This is a genomic window from Bacillus sp. GS3m_15504, from assembly GCF_055825275.1.
Genome location: NZ_JBVVNL010000001.1, coordinates 1,563,560 through 1,581,273 on the forward strand (window position 1 = coordinate 1,563,560; position 17,714 = coordinate 1,581,273).

Sequence of the window (17,714 nt, forward strand, 5' to 3'; positions counted from 1 at the left end):
TGGAGATGTTTCATAATGGGTATGAAAAAATTAATTTTAGCAGGTGCTTTAGGAATCGCAGCATTATCAGGAACGAATGTACCAGGATTAGAACTAACAAAAGCGAGTGCAGCTTCTATTGAATCGAATTTCTCGACGTTAGAAGGACGAGTAGTAGAAGTAGATAACGGTGTAATTGTTGTAAAATCTAAGCAATACGAAGAACCTGTTAGCGTATATATAGATTCACTTTCAAATGTGAAAGTAGGAGATGAAGTAAAAGCTACTGGATCTATGATGCGTAATTTTACAGAATATATGGTTGCAACTGCAGTTGAAAATACAACAAACAAGTTAGGCATGCACATGAAAGAAGATGGCTCACCTGATTATGTAATTGGGGAAGTAGCAAAAGTAGGAACGATGGAAGATCAGGGAGACGGTGCTACTAAATATGTCGTAGTGGAGTATCCATCGCTAAACGGGAAGAAAGTGATTATTGATGTTTTCTTAACAAAGGGACAAGTATTTCATACGGGTGAGAAAGTGAAAATTGATATGAAGTATGTAGGCTGGGGTGGAAGTTCTATTAACTGGAACACAACGGATCATATCGAAAAGGTTTATGAGGTAAAGAGCAACGTTGAAAATAATGATGATGTTTGGATTTGGTCTTAATTAAACTCCTGTAAATAATAAATGTATCATGAAGTACCCATCAAATGATCATTTGGTGGGTACTTTCTGTTTAAAAGGATTAATAAGCTATTCTCGTATTCACATAAGCGACTAATATAACATGTTCAATAATAATAGAAGAAATAATTTGATAAACGAGGTAATAGTGGTGAAGAATCGTAGAAATACATCGCTACACCTCTAAAATTCATTTATGTACATTCTATAAATCGTTGCGCTCTTTTAGAAAGCTTCCGATCTTTCAGCCATATAATTGATGATTCAGACTCATAAGGGAAATCTATTAAATCTACTATTTTTATAAATTCTTGCGGGATATGAGATATAGCACTTTTCGGCAAGATAGAGGCACCGATGCCAGTCATAATAAGCATAAGAATAAATGCTGAGTCAGGACATTCACATGCTATATTTAAAGTTATACCAAGGTACTTGCATTCATCGATGACGAGCTGATGATAGCTATTTTCTTTATCTTTATGTAAAAGTAAAAGGGGAATATGGCTTAATTCGGTTAGAGGGATTGGGAGGTGAGAACGATATAGTTCCCATTTAGCAGGCATGACTAATACGAAAGGTTCCTTTGATAAACAAATACTAGAAAAAACATCTTTATTAAAAGGTGTACGCAAGATAGCGAGTTCGATATGCCGATTTTCTAATTGCTCTATTAAGTATGAAGGGCCACCTTCCCATATTTTTAAGTTCACATTTGGATAGTTATCTTGAAAATAGCGTATTTTTTCAGAAAGAAAAGGAATGCAAGAATGAAATGCTCCAATAGATAGCTTGCCCCTTAGCCCTTCACTGGTATCTTTAATCTCCGTAATAGTTTCTTCTAATTGATGAATAATGTTTTTTGCTTTCGTATATAAAATTTTTCCTTCTTCAGTCAAATGCATATTTCGGCCGTTTCTTTCAAAGAGGTTTACTGATAATTCTTGTTCTAGTAGCGATAGTTGTCTACTTAGAGGTGGCTGTGCCATATGAAGTCGTTGGGCAGCACGGGTAAGCTGCTTTTCTTCAGCGATTACAATAAAGTAACGAAGTTTTCTTATATCCATGTCAAAGTCCCTTTCTATACCATTTTTGTATGGGAAAACAACCTTATAGATAGTTTTCATATAATCTCCCACATGATATCATAAACAAAAAGTTTTAAAAATAGAAAATTCTAAAAATTTAAAATAATTTTCAAAAAAGTAATAACTTGAAAATAGATCATATCGTTTTGAGGGGGGATTTTGATGAAAGTCTCGTTATTTATTACTTGTTTATCAGATGTGTTTTTTCCTCAAGTAGGTAAGAGTGTCGTAGAAATTATGAATCAATGTGGAGTGGAACTAGATTTCCCTGAAGGACAGACTTGTTGCGGACAACCAGCTTACAATAGTGGATATCAAGAAGATGCAAAACTAGCAGCAAAGCAAATGATTAAAGCATTTGAACATAGTGAATATATTGTGACCCCTTCAGGTTCTTGCGCTAGCATGGTTCATCATTATTATAAAGAGATGTTTAAAGGTGATAGTGAATGGTATGAAAAAGCGGTTCATTTAGCGGATAGAACGTATGAGTTGACGGACTTTTTAGTAAATGTACTTGGGAAAAATGATTGGAAATCTAAGTTGGTTGAGAAAGCTGTTTTCCATCAATCTTGTCATATGAGTCGGGCGCTCGGGATCAAAGAGGAACCACTGAAGTTATTATCGCAAGTAGAAGGTCTAGACATAAAAGAATTACCATATTGCCAAGATTGCTGCGGGTTTGGTGGTACTTTTGCAGTGAAAATGAGCTCGATTTCTGAAACGATGGTTGATGAAAAAATAAAACATATTGAGGCGACAGAAGCAAATCTCTTAATTGGAGCAGATATGGGATGTCTTATGAATATTGGGGGAAGATTGCGTAAGGAAAATAAAAATATTCAAGTGTTACATGTAGCAGAAGTACTGGCGAAGGGGCTGAATAAATGAGTGTGGCGGGGGAACTAGATTTTTTGAAAAGAGTAGATAAAGCGTTGCATGATCCGCAGATGAGAAGCGCGGTTCCGTTTACACAAGATCGGCTTCGGATGGGAAGGGAACAGGCTACACATGAATTAGGGAACATGGAAGAATGGCGCGAGGCAGCATCTGAAATTCGGATGCACACAATCGAAAATTTAGATAGTTATTTGGAACAATTAGCTACTAATGTTCGGAAAAATGGGGGGCATGTGCATTTCGCTTTCAAAGCGGAAGATGCTGTATCATATGTTTCTGAAATCGTAAGAAAAAAAGGAGCGAGATCAGTAATTAAGTCAAAATCCATGGTTTCAGAAGAAATACATCTTAATAAAAACTTAGAAGAGATGGGGGTAAAAGTAGTAGAGTCTGATCTTGGGGAGTATATTATTCAATTAGCTGGAGAAACGCCATCCCATTTAATCGCCCCGGCCATTCATAAGACGAAGGAACAAGTAGCAGAGCTTTTTTCTAAGGAAGCAGGAAGAAAGATCCCAGTTGATACGAATCAATTACTACAATTTGCAAGGGAGAAATTGCGTAAAGAGTTTTTAGAGGCTGATATTGGTATTTCCGGTTGTAACTTTGCGGTAGCGGAATCTGGATCAGTTGTGCTTATAAGTAATGAAGGAAATGCTCGCCTTACTACGACATTGCCAAAGGTTCATATTGCGATTATGGGGATGGAACGCCTTGTTCCGACATGGAAAGATCTTGATGTAGTCATTTCGATGTTAACAAGAAGTGCTACAGGCCAAAAGATTACATCTTATGTAACAGGAATTAATGGGGCGCGTTTACATGAAGATATGGATGGACCTGAAGAATTTCATTTAATTATTTTAGATAATGGCCGGTCTGATATTTTAGGAACTGCTTATGAAGAAGTATTAAAGTGTATAAGGTGCGGAGCTTGTGTAAATGTTTGTCCTGTGTATCGCAATATTGGAGGCCATGCTTATGGAAGTGTTTATAGCGGGCCAATTGGAGCGGTACTTGCGCCTTTATTAGAAGGATATGAAGAGTTAAAAGAATTACCTTTTGCATCAAGTTTGTGCGGAGCATGTACAGATGTTTGTCCTGTGAAAATTCCATTGCATGACCTTCTCATTGAACATCGTAAAGATGTCGTGGAACAAGGGTTTATAACGAAATTTGAGCAACTTGCCTTTAAAGGTTTCACGTTTATGGTGAGTCATCCATTCGTTTATGAGAAAGCAATTAAAATGGCACATACAGGGTTATCGATATTTGCAAAAGATGGTTATATTGCGAATGGCCCAGGTCCATTAAAAGGATGGACAGAAAGTAGAGATTTTCCAAAACCTGCGAAACAATCATTCCGTGATTGGTGGAAAAAAGAAACGAGGGATTCATAATATGAATACGGATGTACAAGAGTCTTTTTTAAACAATATCGCACGTAAATTAAATCGAGAACGTAGCTCGGGAGTTACTCCTCCCAGGTGGAAAAACAATCCACTTAGCCACTTTTCTAATGAGATAGATCACAAAAGTTTAGTAGAGCAGTTTATTGCAAACTTGCATACGTTACATACTGAAGTAAGTCATATACACCGTTCAGAAATAGAGAGTGCACTTCAGTATGTTGTACATAAATTTAATGTTCAATCTGCGGTGTATTGGGATGATGATAGATTACACCAGCTTGAAATAGGAAAGTGTTTAACAGGAAATTTCGTTTCTCATCGAATGTGGCAAAGGAAAGAAGGTGAAAGAGAACTACGGGATTATGCAGCTCAAGTGGATATGGGAATTACATATGCTGAAATGGGACTCGCTGAGACGGGAACCGTTGTTTTATGGAATGGTGGTGGACGCGGGCGTTTAGTTAGCGTTTTGCCAGCAGTTTATGTAGCAATTCTCTCAGAACATACAATTTATAGACACTTAACAGAAGGAGTAACTAGAATTCATGAACAGGTTTCGAATGGATTACCTGCCTGTATTAATTTTATCACTGGGCCTAGCCGGACAGGTGATATTGAGATGGAATTAGCTTTTGGAGTTCATGGCCCAGGCAAGGTCCATGTCATTCTATTAAAGGATTAGAATGAAAAACAAAAGAATGCGAGGGGGAGTGGGACTTTTGATGAAGAATAAATTTCGTTATTATGTCTTTACAATGCTCACGTTTATTACGATGGTAAATTATATTGATCGAGGGGCCATCGCTTATGCGCAGTCTTTCATTATAAAGGAATATGGCTTTGACCCGAAGGAGTGGGGAGCTATATTAGGGTATTTTGGTTACGGTTACATGATTGGTTCTTTATTAGGAGGTATTTTTTCAGATAAAAAAGGACCGAAATTTGTATGGATTGTAGCAGCGACGGCTTGGTCTATTTTTGAAATTGCGACTGCTTTTGCTGGAGAAATAGGGATTGCTGTTTTTGGAGGGTCTGCTTTAATAGGATTTGCTATTTTCCGCGTTTTATTTGGATTAACAGAAGGTCCATCTTTTGCGGTTTCGAATAAGACAGCAGCAAACTGGGCAGCTCCAAAAGAAAGGGCTTTTCTAACATCCCTTGGTTTTGTTGGCGTTCCGTTAGGGGCAGTATTAACAGCACCTGTAGCGGTTCTGTTGCTATCTTTCACTAGTTGGAAAATCATGTTTTTTATCCTCGGTACAATAGGGATTGTATGGGCGATTATTTGGTATTTTACTTTTACGAATATGCCTGAGGATCATCCACGAGTGACAAAAGAAGAACTAGCTGAAATACGAAGTACGGAAGGTGTGCTTCAATCAGTAAAAGTAGAGAAAGAAATTCCAAAAGAGCCATGGTACTCCTTTTTTAAAGTTCCGACATTCGTTATGGTTACGATAGCATATTTTTGCTTCCAATATATCAATTTTTTAATATTAACTTGGACACCAAAATACTTGCAAGATGTATTCCATTTTCAATTATCTTCCCTTTGGTATCTTGGGATGATTCCTTGGCTCGGAGCTTGCATCACATTGCCACTAGGGGCGAAGCTATCTGATCGTATTTTACGTAAAACAGGAAACCTTCGTTTAGCTCGAACCGGGTTACCGATTATTGCTTTATTACTGACAGCAATTTGTTTTAGCTTCATTCCAGCGATGAATAATTACGTAGCTGTATTAGCACTCATGTCGCTTGGAAATGCGTTTGCTTTTTTACCAAGTTCATTATTTTGGGCAATTATTGTCGATACCGCTCCTACTTACTCAGGAACATATAGTGGAATTATGCATTTCATCGCTAATATCGCGACAATCTTAGCCCCGACTTTAACTGGATACTTAGTTGTAAGTTATGGCTATCCTTCTATGTTTATCGTAGCTGCCATTTTGGCCGCTATTGCAATGGGGGCAATGTTGTTTGTGAAACCAGGGCAGCAGACGAAGACGGAAAGCTTATTTAACTGGAGAGGTAAGAAGCGGTTAGAGGAACCTCGTGCTAATTTTGAATGAGCCAAGTAAGATGTAAAAAGTGAGTTGAATGCATTAGAAATGAAACCGAATGGTAGTATATGAAAAAACTCCTGAATTTGCATACTAACTATGCAAATTTAATGGAGTTTTTTTCATTACCCGGAAGAAATAAAGTGAAATAATCAACAACATACAGAAGTATAAAATTGTATATAAATCTCTGTAATGAAATGCTTGATACGAAGTCTATTCTATGGCTTCCCATATTTGTTTTTTAGCGTGAATAACATGCGAAATCAAAACTTTACTTGTAGTACATAATAAATACAGTTGTTACCCTTTTAAAATTACATGTGGATATAGAATAAAGTTGATTTATCATCCTATATGAAAATAAAAATAAACCACTGTTCGATTTGAATATTCCACGATATAATGGTGAGAGTTTATATCTGAAGAAATATTTGCATAAGAAGTGAGGTACTGTATGAAAAAAAGAACGACAGACATTATTTTTATTATTATTGGTGCATTCCTTTTTGCGTTAGGTGTGAATTTGTTTGTTATCCCGAATGAGTTCGGTGAAGGCGGGGTAACAGGTATTACGATTATTACGTACTACTTATTTGAGTGGTCACCAGGTTTAGTCAATTTAATTTTAAATGCGATTTTATTAATAGTCGGCTATAAATTTTTGAATAAAATCACAACGATTTATACGATTATCGCTGTAGTTACGAACTCGCTATTTCTTCATTTAACAGAAGGATGGACGATTGCTTCGGATGAAATGCTCGTAAATGCTATTTTCGGTGGAATATTTATCGGGTGCGGGATTGGTCTCATCATTCGCGTTGGTGGAACGACAGCAGGTACTACAATCTTAGCGAGGATGACACATAAGTACTTAGGTTGGAGCATTAGCTACGGTCTACTGTTCTTTGATTTAATCGTTGCGTTTTCATCTTATTTCATCATTGGTGCAGAAAAGCTGATGCTGACAATTATTATGTTATATGTAGGAACGAAAGTAATGGAATTTGTAATTGAAGGTTTAAATCCGAAAAAGGCCATTACGATTATTTCCGATAAGCCGGATGAAATTGCCGGGAAGGTGACTAGCTTAATGGGTAGAGGAGTTACTGTGTACTCAGGTCATGGCTATTACACGAAAACGCCGAAGGACATTCTTTATGTTGTTATTAATAAGCAAGAAGTAGTGAAGCTAAAGAGGATTGTTCAAACTACAGATCCGGCTGCGTTCATCGCTATACACGATGTTCGCGACGTGTTCGGAGAAGGATTTGTTGATATTTCGAAGGCTTAAAAATTGTTTTTCATTAAAATAATCTTAATACTAAAACGTAAGAATCTATTTTGAATCATCTGTTTTCAAAATAGATTCTTTTTCTTTTTCTTGCAAAAAATGCAATTGTTTCTTAATGTAGTGATGTAGAAGGATGAACAAGAGAGGGTTTAATGAAGATGATACATATTTTATTAGCTGATGACGATAAACATATTAGAGAGTTGTTACATTACCATTTACAAAAAGAGGGGTTTAAAGTTTTTGAGGCAGAAGATGGAAAGGTAGCGCAAGAAGTATTAGAGAAGGAAAATATTCATCTTGCGATCGTAGACATTATGATGCCGTTCGTTGATGGCTATACGTTATGTGAAGAAATTCGTAAGTATCATGATATTCCTGTTATTTTATTAACGGCGAAAGATCAGTTAGTTGATAAAGAAAAAGGATTCATTTCTGGTACGGACGATTATATTGTAAAACCATTTGAACCAGCTGAAGTCATTTTCCGTATGAAAGCTTTATTACGCCGTTATCAAATGCTAAGTGCAGACATAATTACACTTCACGGGACGACAATTGATCGTAAAGGTGTTGAAGTAAAGTGTAACGGGCAGACGATTTTGCTTCCATTAAAGGAATTTGAGTTATTATCACAACTTGCTAGCTATCCTGGAAGAACATTTTCAAGAGAAGAGTTAATTGAACTAGTATGGGGAATGGATTTTGAAGGGGATGAACGAACAGTTGATGTTCATGTGAAAAGGCTCCGAGATCGTTTCTCAAAACGAACGGATGATTTTCAAATTACGACAGTACGCGGACTCGGGTATAAGTTGGAGCTGAAATAAAATGAAATCATTATATTCTAGATTTGTATTTATGACAGTCGGTATTATGCTACTTAGTAGTATTATCGGCTTTTTATTAACGAACGTATATTATCAAGTGAAGTTAAAACCGTATAACAGCGAAAAGATTTTAAAGTATGCGGAAGAAGTTAAATCGTTATATGAAAAGCAAAGCGAAGAAAATCAAGAGGCGTACTTACAATCTATTGCGAAGTTAGGGTATGAAATTTATATTGTAGATGATCAAAAGAATGGAAAGCGTATCGGCAATGCGTTTCGTAAGACGACGATAAGTGATGATACAATCCGTAAAGTGTTGAATGGCGAAACGTTTAATGGTGTTTCCACATATCCGACTCGTCTCTTTATTACCGGTTTTTTCGATAATGAATTAATAAATAGTGTCGGTGTACCACTAAAGCACGGTGATAAACAGTACGCATTATTTATTCGCCCTGACATTCAAAACCAATTCGGCGAGATGCGAATTTTCTTAGCGGTGTTACTTGGGTTTATCGTACTATTAAGTATTATTTTTATTGCGATTGCAGCAGGTTACATCGTTCGTCCCATTCGTAAATTTACGAACGCGACGCAAAAAATTGCGAGTGGGGAATATGAAATTGAATTAGACGTAAAACGAAAAGATGAAATAGGGACGCTATCTACAAGCTTCCAAAAGATGACGAAAAGTATTAAAGAATTAGATGAAATGAGACAAGAGTTTGTTTCAAACGTTTCACATGAATTTCAGTCGCCACTTTCTTCCATACAAGGGTTTTCAAAGACATTGCAAACAGAAAAGATGAGTGTGGAAGAAAGAAACCATTACTTACAAATTATTGAGGGCGAAAGTAAGCGAATGTCTAGTTTATGTAAACAGTTACTTACGCTCGCTTCATTAGATAAAGAAGAGAAAGTTTTACAAATAAAAGAATTCAATTTGCAGAAGCAAATTAAAGACGTCATTTTTATGCTCGAGTGGAAATGGCGTGAGAAAGATATTGCCATTGAATTTGATGTGCCGGATATCACTATAAAAGGTGATGAGAACTTACTTCATCAAGTATGGAGTAACATTTTCACGAATAGCATCAAGTTTTCAAATGAGGGTGGGACCATTGAGTTTTTCGTCGAAGAGTTAGAGTCTAGCGTTATCATCTCTATATCCGATAATGGAATCGGAATGGAAAAAGAAGAAATGGATCGTATTTTTGATCGCTTCTACAAAGTAGATACAGCAAGAGCAAGAAATGTAGAAGGCAGCGGTTTAGGGTTATCGATTGTGCAGAAGATTGTTGAACTGCATAACGGAAACGTTTCGGTTTATAGCACGAAAGGGGAAGGGACTACTGTTCGGGTGGAGCTTCCAAAATAGAAGGAAGAGGCTGTGTGGGAACGGCCTCTTCTTTTTGTCGTTTTTTGTCGGTAAATCGATATAATCGAAAAATCGCCGATATAATTCGAGTTGCGCCGATATATTGTGAAAATCGCCGATATAATTCGAGTTGCGCTGATATATTTGAAAAATCGCCGATATAAATTTCACGTACCCTAACTCCTATTATAGAGCCGCACCTTTCCCGTGCTCTTCCTTAAACTGCACCCCAAAAGTATCCGCTGTAATTTCATCAGCTTTCGGCAATGCTCGTAATTTCGGATGGAGTAGCCATACAAGAGAAATAAATAAAATCCCGATGCTAGCGAGTGCGAAAATGAGTTGGCTACTAAATATATTTGCAGCATATCCACCAATTAAAGAACCGAATGGCATAGCAATTGTGCCCATACTTCGCATCACTGAGTTGATGCGTCCAATATATCGATTTGGAATTAAAATTTGACTAATTGTCGCAAATAATATGTTGGTTGCACCAATCGGTACCCAAGCTAGGCCGAATAAGAAAATAGATAACCATTGAAACGGTACAACCGTAGAGAGAAACCAAAAGATAGCACCAGTCGCAAAGCTAATAATAGAAGCGCGGCCAACGTTACGTTTGCCAACCCATGAACTGAATAATGCTCCAATTAAACTACCTGCTGATATAGCAGCTAAGAAGAAGCCATATGATTGCACGCCTCCTAAAGAATCAGCGAAAGAAGGGAGTATCGCCATCGTCATACCGATAGAAAAATTGGCAACAACTGAACCGATTAAGAAGACGCTCATTAATGAACGAAAGACGATTGAAAAGCCTTCTTTTAAATCAGAGAAATATTGTTTAGTTGAAAGTGATGTGCCTGTTTCAGTTTGCTGTGGCATTTTCAATGAAAAGAACAAAAGGGCAGTAATCGCAAAAGTAAAAGAGTCGATTACATATAAAGTAATGGCGCCAAATAGCGCTACTAATATGCCAGAAAGCGTCGTGCAAATTAAATCAATGCCTTGATATGCAAATGAAAAGAGTGAGTTTCCTTTTAATAATTGTGTTTTATGCAGTAGAAGTGGTAAAGCTTTTGATTGTGCGGGATAGGCGAATTGTTCGATAAAAGCTACGATTGGCATAATGATGAGTAGTAATTGGACGGTTAGTAGGTCGAAGTAGTGTGTAATAGGAATGATTAATATAAGAATGCATTGCAGTACTTGTGTGATGACGAGGGTGTTTTTAATTGGCCATCTATCAACGAATGGACCGGTAAGAAATTGTAATGCAGAAGGTAGTAACGTAAGGAAACCAGCCAATCCAGAATAAAAAGGATTACCACTTAGCTTATATACGAGCCACATCGCGGCTACATAGTACAAGCTATCTCCTATGTTTGTAAAGATTCTCCCTAAAAATAATAAGAGGAAATTCCGGTTTTTCAATATGTCCATTTAATCTACTCCTTTATAATAAATTTATTCGGTAAAATAAATTTGACCGTTTATGTAAAAAAAATCGTATTACGATTTTTCTTCTTTTTTCACAAATCGTTGCATTGCTTTTTCATCGATTTGTAGTGCAGTAGTAGAAATGTAATAAGATTTACTATTCGGATCTTTATCCGCGTCTTTTGCGATCTCATTTAATTCAGCCATCAATTCATAAAACTTTTTCACCCACACTTGAAATTGTTCTGGCGTAGCGTCAAACTCCCAGCAGGATGAAACGTAATTCCACTCAGCCGGGTCTTCGCTTTCTTTTCTTAATATAAAAGCTTCTTCAGGAGCAGCGAGAATATGGTTTTTCGTTGTTTCTGCCATTTGTAAAAAAATTTGGCGACCTGATTCACTTAATATTTCTAAATGAGGTAATAGTTCTGCGGCAGGGGTAAAGCCCCTAGCGACAGATTGATAAAACTTTTGAACGATGCCATTTTTTTCTTCTGTATATACAATTTCTATAAAACCATTTTTCTCTAATTCTTTTAAATGATAATGAATTTTCGCCCTTGAAATGCCGAATTTCTCAGATAGTAGTTGTCCTGTATAAGGACGTTCGCATAGACGCATCATCATTTCGACACGTAGTGGATCGCTCATTGCTTTTAGTTGGCTATAAGTAGTTAGTGTGAACATGGGCTTCAAAATGATCAACTCCTTGAATAAATTTACTCGGTCAGTATTATTTGACTGAATTGTATCAAGGATTCTATTTATTTTCAATACTTTCTGAAAATTTAATCTTTCCTCTGTAATCTTCTGTTCATATTCCGTTCATATTTCTTTTTTATGATAAGTGCATAGAAAGAAAGAGGAAGGAGCGAGCGAAATGTTTTTAGCTCTGCGTGAATTGAAACAATCAAAATTAAGATACGGATTAATCGGATTGATTATGGTGTTATTATCATTTTTAGTCCTCGTTATTTCAGGATTAGCAAATGGATTATCATATGATAATGCTTCATCGATTCAAAATATGGAGGCAAATAAGTTCGTTTTAGCAGATGATGCGGAAAATAAATTACTTCGTTCACAAATTAAGAAAGACGATGTAGATAACGTAGTAAATCAAGCAAGCGAGAAAGAGGCCGTTCCGTTTCGCGTGAAAGTTTCAACGTATGAAAAGAAAGATAGTTCGAAAAAAGTGGATATCGCTATTTTCTCAAGTGAACGCGATACATTTTTAGAACCGAACATTGTAAAAGGTGAGAAATTAGGTACAGCAAATAATGAAATGGTTGCGGACGAATCGATTAAAGAAAAAGGAATCGATATTGGAGATACAATTATTGATCCTGTTTCAAAGAAAGAATTTACAATCGTTGGATTTACGAAAGACCAAATGTTTAGCCATACACCAGTCGTATATGTAAATGAAGACGTATGGGGTGCTATTACACAACCGAACCAAAAAGATTATAGCGCAATTGCACTTAACACAGATAAAGAGATTAAAAATGCTCACGTTATTAATAAAAAAGAAGTACTACAAAGTATTCCAGGGTTTAAAGAAGAGCAAGGAACGTTAACGATGATCATTGCATTCTTACTAGTTATCGCTGCGTTATTAATCGGTGTATTCTTCTACGTCATTACGCTGCAAAAAACACAGCAATTAGGCGTATTAAAAGCGATTGGTACAAAGAACTCGTATTTAGCAAATAGCTTAGTCGTGCAGGCGTTATTCTTATCAGTCGTTGCGATGGGAATTAGTATTGTTCTTGTACAAGGATTAGAACAAATTTTACCGGCAGGCATGCCGTTCTTATTAACAGCACCGATGATTGCACAATATGCAGCAATCTTTATCGTCATTAGTATTTTAGGAACACTTATTTCGTTATATCAAGTATTAAAAGTTGATGCATTAGAAGCAATTGGAGGCGGGATGTAATGACTTCATTATTAAAATTAGACAAAGTAAGTAAAGTGTACGGAGAAGGGAATACGGAAGTAACAGCCCTTCATCCGATATCGCTTGATGTAAAAGCTGGAGAATTTATCGGAATCGTCGGTCCTTCTGGATCAGGGAAAAGTACGTTATTATCAATCGCGGGTGCATTACTATCACCATCAAAAGGGGATATATACATTCGTGAGCAAAATATTACGAAGTTATCAGAAAAGGAAATGACAGACATTCGTTTGAAAAAAATCGGCTTCATTTTCCAGTTTGCAAACCTTGTTCCATATTTAAATGTAAAAGAGCAATTACTGTACATTGCAAAGCTGAAAAAAGAAAACAAACAAGAATCAGAAAAGCGTGCGGATCATTTATTAGCGGCATTTGGATTAGGAGAAAGAAAAAATCATTATCCAAATCAACTGTCTGGTGGGGAAAAGCAAAGGGTAGCAATCGCTCGTGCGTTCATGAACAACCCAGATTTAATATTAGCAGATGAACCAACGGCAAGCTTAGACTCAAAACGCGCACGTGAAGTCGTAGAAATGATGAAACGCGAAGTGAAAGAAAGCAAAAAAGCAGCTATTATGATTACACATGATGAAAGAATGCTTGATGTATGTGATCGTATATTGACGCTTCGAGATGGACAGTTAATATAAAGGAAAGGGCCAACCGTACATGCGGTTGGCCTTTGTATAATTGTTTTTAATAAGTATAATGGCTTTATTTTGAGAATAACGTTTTAATTTTATTTCGTGTTACTAATAAAATCCCGCCTAATACAGATAACATACCTAAAGCCATATTATTTGATTGCTCACTACCAGCGTTAGGAAGTTCTCTAGCATTATTGTTTGCATTTGTAGTACCAGTCTTTGTTTCTGTTTGTTTCGATTGAGATACTTCATTGATCTTGTTATCTACATTTTGCTTCGTTGTATGTATCTCAGCTAATTTGTCATCAATTTTTTTCTCAGTATGTTTAAAGTCGTTGATTTTAATATCTAAGTCTTGTTTTTTCTTTGATAAATCGTCTGAAACAGTTTGTTTCGATTGTTTAATTTCGTTAATTTTATTAATTAAATCTTGTCTAGCTTCTTGTAATGCAGCTAGTTTGTTTTTCACATCTTGTTTAGCTAGTTCTAAGTTAGCGGAAAGGCTATCTAAATTGCTTTTAATTTTCTTAAGCTCTTCTAACGTGTTACCAGTATTCGGTTTGTTTTCTTTTAGTTCAGCAAGTTTGTCCTCAGCAGTTTGTTTCGCTTTCTTTAACTCAGCTAACTTTTCATCTACTTGTTTTTTAACTTCCTTAAGTTCATTAACCTTTTGATCGATGTTCTCTTTATGTTGCTTTATTTCATTCACTTTTTCATCGACAGTTTGTTTATGTTCTTTAATCTCATTCACTTTGTTATCGATATTTTGTTTATGTTCTTTCACTTCAGCAACTTTATCTTCTACTTGTTTTTTATGCTCTTTTATTTCCGCGATTTTATCTTCGGCGATTTGTTTGTCTTGCTGAAGTTTTGCATCTAATTCTTGTTTATGTTGTTTAATCTCATTAATTTTTTCATCAGCAACTTGTTTACGTTCATGTAGTTCATTCACCTTCGTATCAACATTTTCCTTAACCTTGTTAAGTTCATTCAATGTTTGATCCACGTTTTCTTTGTGTTGCTGCAATTTCGCATCTAACTCTTGTTTATGTTGCTTAATTTCAGCTAATCGATCTCCCGTACTTTGCTGAGGAGTAGCATCATTTACTTCTGCATGAGCAGAGTTTGCGCCAGCAATCATTGCTAAAGCTAGTGTAGACGCAGCAATTGTTTGTTTTGTTTTCATATTTTGTACCTCTTTTCTTTCATATGCATGAGCTGTTTTGTGTAAAAATGAGCATATAGAAGTAGATTATCTTATCATTATATACCATGTTAGGCGCTTAGAGGAAGGATTTGCATAATAATCTATGATTATGTAATTTTGAAATTCTTTTATTTTGGAGTAGGGGACAAATCTTTAGCAAGATGAATAATTTTTTCTATAGTAAAGTTTATATCTTTACTATTGCGAATAACAAACAAATAATCAGCCTCTTTTTCTACAGGATCTACGACATCTTCGTGAAGTGATTCAGCTTGTTGTCGATCTAGCACTTCTTTGAAACTAGAATAACCACCTCTAAAAATATTGGTACTACGTGTGCTTCGAGCTACTCTTTCGTAAAGTACATCATCTGGAATGTCAAAATGAACGAGTATGCGTACATATTCATTTTGTGGAAATAATTCATTTAGTAAATATAGTCGTCCGTTTTTACTGCGATTGGAATTGCAAATAATAAGGTGTAAACTCGTATGTTCTTTCGCATAATCAACAATGAATTTAGAAAGACCGTGCTTAAATGTATTAGTGCCTTCAGCTGGTTGTAATTTTTCATAATGCGAGTTAATAAATTCTGCTTGGTTATCTTGATCCATAACGAAAGAGTGAGGGAACTCTTTTTCTAATTCTCTTGCAAATGTAGTTTTTCCGCTGTGTGTTTTTCCTACTGTAATAATGACGAATCGTTTCATATTGGCCTCCATGTTTATTGTTATAATCTGGAATATTCTGTGTGGATCGACAATTTTCCTGCTAGAGAATATACAAAGTGCCGAAGTGATAGTAGGCTAAAAAATTGACAAAAAAAACTTATTTATGCTATAATTTACCAATATAAAAATAAAGTGTATAATAGGGTTCTCCTGGCCAGGGGAACCCTATTTTTGTTGTGAAAATGAAGGAGTGTATGTGCGTGAAAAAAGGTGAAGCAAGTATAACGTCGTTAGTATCAGCTTTCGGAAGGGCATATCATAGTGAATTTGATAATCCAAAAATCTTTGATGATTATGTAGCTAAAGAGTTCATTTCTCAAAAAGAACGTAACGACATTGAAATGAATATGGTTCAAGGGATACATTTTTTCAATACAGACATTGCACAGCAGTTTCAAGATAATCCACAAGAAATATTAAAATGGATTACACAAGTGCAATTATCACCAACACCTTTAGCACGTGCGGCATATTGTGAAAGAGTATTACTACATGAAGTTGCACTAGGCGCGAAACAATACGTCATACTCGGTGCCGGCATAGATACGTTCAGTTTTAGACACCGAGAATTAGAAAATAAAATAGAAATATTTGAAGTGGATCATCCTTCTACACAGCAGTTTAAGAAGGAGAGAATAGAAGAAGCAGAGTTTGAAATTCCAAACAACCTTCATTTTATTTCGATGGATTTCACGAAAGGATTTTCCTATGAACAGTTACAGAATGAAGGATTTGAAAATAAAAAGACGTTCTTTAGTTTATTAGGTGTAACGTACTATTTAACGAAAGAGGAACTTTCTAGTTTAATAGAATGCCTATTTGCGATGGTTCCAGAAGGGAGCTCTATCGTTTTCGATTATCCAGATGAAAACTTATTTACAGAAAAGGGACTGTCCAATCGAGTGGAAAATATGGTGAAAATGGCTGCAATAGGCGGAGAACCGATGAAATCATGTTTTTCTTATGCCGAAATGGAAGCACTGTTAGAGAAGGCGGGCTTACTCATTTATGAGCATTTATCGCCAGAAGACATAAATACATTCTATTTTGAAGGACGAAACGATTATTTAAAAGCTTTCGAGACGGTGCATTATGTGCATGCGGTGAAGAAGTAAAAATTAGTAGGCACGGGGAGGAATCTCTGTGTCTTTTTTTGTGGGAGAACAAGTGGGAAACATTAATAGGAAGGGAAATTCGATAATTTAAAGAATATGAAGTATGAATGTAACAAATTAAGTAGTGATGCTAAAGGAGAACAGGATGTACACAATTGGACAAGTCGCTAAATTTTTAGGTGTATCTAGGGATACTTTGAAGTTTTATGAGGAAAAAAATTTGGTCAAGCCGAAGCAAGATATTGAGAATGGGTATAGAAAATATAATCATTTTGATATATATGATATAACAACGGTCAATTTCTATAGGGAAATAGATATCGAAATAAAAAAAATTCAGGAATTAAGAAAAAGTAAGAGCATAGAGGGAATAAAACTATTACTAGAAGAGAAAGAGCAAGAAGTTTTAGAGGAAATAGAATATAAAAAACTCCTTTTAAAAAAGCTTCAAATTGTAAAAGAAGATTGCAAAAAAACAAAGCAATTCTTAGGAGAATACGTAGTAAAAGAAATGAAGCCTTTAGAAGTAAATGGAGAAATAGAGCATTTTACTGCGTATGATGAGTATGAATCTTTGAAAAAGAATACGGATCGTTTAAAAAAAGCAGTTACTTTAACATCTTTACGAAGAGTTATAAGTTTTAATGAAGAAGGTATTATAGAAGATAAATTTATAGTTGTAAGAAAAGTAGAGGGATTTGACAAAGAGTTAGAAGGGGAAATTCTATCGCATCCAAAATGTATGTATACAGTTATTGAGGATGGAAGGTGGTCAACTGGTGGGAAGAGTATTGATCATATCGTGGAATCGAGTTTAAGAAAAGCAGCAATAGAACAAGGGTATGAACTTTTGGGGCTAGTGTATATAAATATATTACTTACCACATATGAAGATGAACTTGAGCGTATATTTTTAGAAATTTATGCACCTGTAAAATAATGCAGACATGTATTGACCT

The 17,714-nt window shown here is 35.8% G+C and carries 17 protein-coding genes; 12 read left to right on the forward strand and 5 right to left on the reverse strand.

Features of this window, described 5'->3' with window-relative positions:
- Positions 1-15 precede the first annotated feature (15 nt).
- Positions 16-657 carry a F0F1 ATP synthase subunit alpha gene (locus AC0L0O_RS08280; protein WP_000525535.1) on the forward strand — a complete coding sequence of 214 codons (642 nt, stop codon included), beginning with the start codon at positions 16-18 and terminating at the stop codon, positions 655-657.
- 212 nt (positions 658-869) lie between these two features.
- Here the strand turns inward: AC0L0O_RS08280 and AC0L0O_RS08285 are convergent, their stop codons facing one another.
- Positions 870-1,742 (reverse strand): LysR family transcriptional regulator, encoded by an 873-nt coding sequence (locus AC0L0O_RS08285; protein WP_283730068.1) that lies wholly within the window; start codon positions 1,740-1,742, stop codon positions 870-872.
- A 183-nt stretch (positions 1,743-1,925) separates the two neighbouring features.
- Between AC0L0O_RS08285 and AC0L0O_RS08290 the strand changes: the two genes are divergently transcribed.
- The 7 genes from AC0L0O_RS08290 to AC0L0O_RS08320 all read left to right on the forward strand — a co-directional run bounded on the left by AC0L0O_RS08290 (position 1,926) and on the right by AC0L0O_RS08320 (position 9,646).
- Positions 1,926-2,654 (forward strand): (Fe-S)-binding protein, encoded by a 729-nt coding sequence (locus tag AC0L0O_RS08290; RefSeq protein ID WP_473785717.1) that lies wholly within the window; start codon positions 1,926-1,928, stop codon positions 2,652-2,654.
- Positions 2,651-4,063: a LutB/LldF family L-lactate oxidation iron-sulfur protein gene (locus tag AC0L0O_RS08295; protein WP_000109342.1), complete on the forward strand. Its 1,413-nt coding sequence runs from the start codon at positions 2,651-2,653 to the stop codon at positions 4,061-4,063. Before AC0L0O_RS08290 ends, AC0L0O_RS08295 begins: the two co-directional genes overlap by 4 nt.
- A 1-nt stretch (position 4,064) precedes the next feature.
- Complete coding sequence (locus tag AC0L0O_RS08300) at positions 4,065-4,757, forward strand: LutC/YkgG family protein (protein ID WP_473785718.1); 693 nt, start codon at positions 4,065-4,067, stop codon at positions 4,755-4,757.
- A 40-nt stretch (positions 4,758-4,797) separates the two neighbouring features.
- The gene (locus AC0L0O_RS08305; RefSeq protein ID WP_000790819.1) at positions 4,798-6,150 is read left to right on the forward strand and encodes an MFS transporter; all 1,353 of its coding nucleotides are present in this window, start codon (positions 4,798-4,800) and stop codon (positions 6,148-6,150) included.
- A gap of 448 nt (positions 6,151-6,598) precedes the next feature.
- On the forward strand, positions 6,599-7,438 hold the full coding sequence (locus AC0L0O_RS08310) for a YitT family protein (RefSeq protein WP_000747495.1): 840 nt from the start codon (positions 6,599-6,601) through the stop codon (positions 7,436-7,438).
- Positions 7,439-7,590: 152 nt separating this feature from the next.
- Positions 7,591-8,268, forward strand: a complete 678-nt coding sequence (locus AC0L0O_RS08315; protein ID WP_000781966.1) for a response regulator transcription factor — start codon at positions 7,591-7,593, stop codon at positions 8,266-8,268.
- Position 8,269: 1 nt separating this feature from the next.
- Positions 8,270-9,646 (forward strand): sensor histidine kinase, encoded by a 1,377-nt coding sequence (locus AC0L0O_RS08320; protein WP_000839502.1) that lies wholly within the window; start codon positions 8,270-8,272, stop codon positions 9,644-9,646.
- A 186-nt stretch (positions 9,647-9,832) separates the two neighbouring features.
- Here AC0L0O_RS08320 and AC0L0O_RS08325 read toward each other — a convergent pair whose 3' ends face one another.
- On the reverse strand, positions 9,833-11,092 hold the full coding sequence (locus tag AC0L0O_RS08325; RefSeq protein WP_000353349.1) for an MFS transporter: 1,260 nt from the start codon (positions 11,090-11,092) through the stop codon (positions 9,833-9,835).
- A gap of 69 nt (positions 11,093-11,161) precedes the next feature.
- Positions 11,162-11,785: an ArsR/SmtB family transcription factor gene (locus AC0L0O_RS08330; RefSeq protein ID WP_000803748.1), complete on the reverse strand. Its 624-nt coding sequence runs from the start codon at positions 11,783-11,785 to the stop codon at positions 11,162-11,164.
- A gap of 184 nt (positions 11,786-11,969) precedes the next feature.
- Here AC0L0O_RS08330 and AC0L0O_RS08335 point away from each other — a divergent pair, with 184 nt between their 5' ends.
- Positions 11,970-13,034, forward strand: coding sequence for an ABC transporter permease (locus AC0L0O_RS08335; protein WP_000477731.1), 1,065 nt, complete (start codon positions 11,970-11,972; stop codon positions 13,032-13,034).
- Entirely contained in the window at positions 13,034-13,705 is a 672-nt protein-coding gene (locus tag AC0L0O_RS08340) for an ABC transporter ATP-binding protein (protein WP_000202582.1), read from the forward strand. The genes AC0L0O_RS08335 and AC0L0O_RS08340 overlap by 1 nt, the downstream gene beginning before the upstream one ends.
- 64 nt (positions 13,706-13,769) lie before the next feature.
- On the opposite strand, the gene AC0L0O_RS08345 is transcribed toward AC0L0O_RS08340, so the two are convergent.
- Together AC0L0O_RS08345 and AC0L0O_RS08350 are read right to left on the reverse strand one after the other, a co-directional pair.
- Entirely contained in the window at positions 13,770-14,888 is a 1,119-nt protein-coding gene (locus tag AC0L0O_RS08345) for an LPXTG cell wall anchor domain-containing protein (protein WP_001982154.1), read from the reverse strand.
- 149 nt (positions 14,889-15,037) lie between these two features.
- Positions 15,038-15,631, reverse strand: a complete 594-nt coding sequence (locus AC0L0O_RS08350) for an AAA family ATPase (RefSeq protein ID WP_003297926.1) — start codon at positions 15,629-15,631, stop codon at positions 15,038-15,040.
- 209 nt (positions 15,632-15,840) lie between these two features.
- Here AC0L0O_RS08350 and AC0L0O_RS08355 point away from each other — a divergent pair, with 209 nt between their 5' ends.
- Positions 15,841-16,755, forward strand: coding sequence for a class I SAM-dependent methyltransferase (locus AC0L0O_RS08355; protein ID WP_000715168.1), 915 nt, complete (start codon positions 15,841-15,843; stop codon positions 16,753-16,755).
- A 145-nt stretch (positions 16,756-16,900) separates the two neighbouring features.
- Complete coding sequence (locus AC0L0O_RS08360; RefSeq protein WP_000288019.1) at positions 16,901-17,695, forward strand: MerR family transcriptional regulator; 795 nt, start codon at positions 16,901-16,903, stop codon at positions 17,693-17,695.
- Positions 17,696-17,714 lie beyond the last annotated feature (19 nt).

Excerpts from the sequence above, each read along its gene's own strand:
- AC0L0O_RS08350 (WP_003297926.1), bottom strand. The coding sequence starts at position 15,631 with ATGGAGGCCAATATGAAACGATTCGTCATTATTACAGTAGGAAAAACA.
- AC0L0O_RS08315 (WP_000781966.1), top strand. The coding sequence starts at position 7,591 with ATGAAGATGATACATATTTTATTAGCTGATGACGATAAACATATTAGA.
- AC0L0O_RS08320 (WP_000839502.1), top strand. The coding sequence starts at position 8,270 with ATGAAATCATTATATTCTAGATTTGTATTTATGACAGTCGGTATTATG.
- AC0L0O_RS08280 (WP_000525535.1), top strand. The coding sequence starts at position 16 with ATGGGTATGAAAAAATTAATTTTAGCAGGTGCTTTAGGAATCGCAGCA.
- AC0L0O_RS08340 (WP_000202582.1), top strand. The coding sequence starts at position 13,034 with ATGACTTCATTATTAAAATTAGACAAAGTAAGTAAAGTGTACGGAGAA.
- AC0L0O_RS08345 (WP_001982154.1), bottom strand. The coding sequence starts at position 14,888 with ATGAAAACAAAACAAACAATTGCTGCGTCTACACTAGCTTTAGCAATG.
- AC0L0O_RS08285 (WP_283730068.1), bottom strand. The coding sequence starts at position 1,742 with ATGGATATAAGAAAACTTCGTTACTTTATTGTAATCGCTGAAGAAAAG.
- AC0L0O_RS08305 (WP_000790819.1), top strand. The coding sequence starts at position 4,798 with ATGAAGAATAAATTTCGTTATTATGTCTTTACAATGCTCACGTTTATT.
- AC0L0O_RS08325 (WP_000353349.1), bottom strand. The coding sequence starts at position 11,092 with ATGGACATATTGAAAAACCGGAATTTCCTCTTATTATTTTTAGGGAGA.
- AC0L0O_RS08300 (WP_473785718.1), top strand. The coding sequence starts at position 4,065 with ATGAATACGGATGTACAAGAGTCTTTTTTAAACAATATCGCACGTAAA.
- AC0L0O_RS08310 (WP_000747495.1), top strand. The coding sequence starts at position 6,599 with ATGAAAAAAAGAACGACAGACATTATTTTTATTATTATTGGTGCATTC.
- AC0L0O_RS08335 (WP_000477731.1), top strand. The coding sequence starts at position 11,970 with ATGTTTTTAGCTCTGCGTGAATTGAAACAATCAAAATTAAGATACGGA.
- AC0L0O_RS08295 (WP_000109342.1), top strand. The coding sequence starts at position 2,651 with ATGAGTGTGGCGGGGGAACTAGATTTTTTGAAAAGAGTAGATAAAGCG.
- AC0L0O_RS08290 (WP_473785717.1), top strand. The coding sequence starts at position 1,926 with ATGAAAGTCTCGTTATTTATTACTTGTTTATCAGATGTGTTTTTTCCT.
- AC0L0O_RS08360 (WP_000288019.1), top strand. The coding sequence starts at position 16,901 with ATGTACACAATTGGACAAGTCGCTAAATTTTTAGGTGTATCTAGGGAT.